Consider the following 584-nt stretch of genomic DNA (forward strand, 5'->3'; position numbering starts at 1 on the left):
AGCGCCACCGCCACGTCGGCAGTCCGTCGTGCATGCGGGCGGTGGGCTGCCAGCCCCACCGCTCGGTCATCACTCCGCTCACCGCCGAGCCTCGGGAGCGTGCTCGCCGGGGACACGGGCGAGGAACCGGCGCAGTGGAGGCAGCGGCAGCGACAGGCACGCCCGTCCGCTGTCACCGACCAGGATCAGCTCGGCGCGCTGCGGGTTGTGAGGGTGCGGGATCAGCGAGACGTCACCGAGCCCGGCAGGCGCGTCGCATCCGGCGGCCAGCAGCTCGACCGACAAGAACCACACCGGGCCCTGAACCAGCTCGGGGAACCACGTGGTCACGACGGCCGAGTCCCTCGGCTGCCAGAGCATCCGGACAGTGATCGGCATGGTGCGCCCGTCGGGGTGCAGATGGTGGGCGGCGAGGTCGCAGCGGCTCGAACCGAGCAGGCCGGTCACGCGGGACCGACGGTTACCGTGCGTCGGCATCAGGTCTCCTGTTTTTGGCATGGGTGTGGCCGGGGAGGGAGGCACCGGGTGGTGTCTCGATCCCTGGATGGGTGCTGTTTTCGCTGGTCGGGCGGGGTGGGTCCCTC

At 71.2% G+C, this 584-nt stretch carries 1 protein-coding gene; it reads right to left on the reverse strand.

Translation table 11 applies throughout. The annotated features are described in order from the left end of the window. Positions 1–78: 78 nt before the first annotated feature. The gene (locus tag FVA95_RS29255; protein ID WP_161992535.1) at positions 79–477 is read right to left on the reverse strand and encodes an SsgA family sporulation/cell division regulator; all 399 of its coding nucleotides are present in this window, start codon (positions 475–477) and stop codon (positions 79–81) included. Positions 478–584: the final 107 nt, after the last annotated feature.

It is taken from the genome of Pseudonocardia sp. EV170527-09 (assembly GCF_008369905.1).
Classification (GTDB): Bacteria; Actinomycetota; Actinomycetes; order Mycobacteriales; family Pseudonocardiaceae; genus Pseudonocardia.

Coding starts and splice junctions, on each gene's coding strand:
- FVA95_RS29255 (WP_161992535.1), bottom strand. CDS start 477: ATGCCGACGCACGGTAACCGTCGGTCCCGCGTGACCGGCCTGCTCGGT.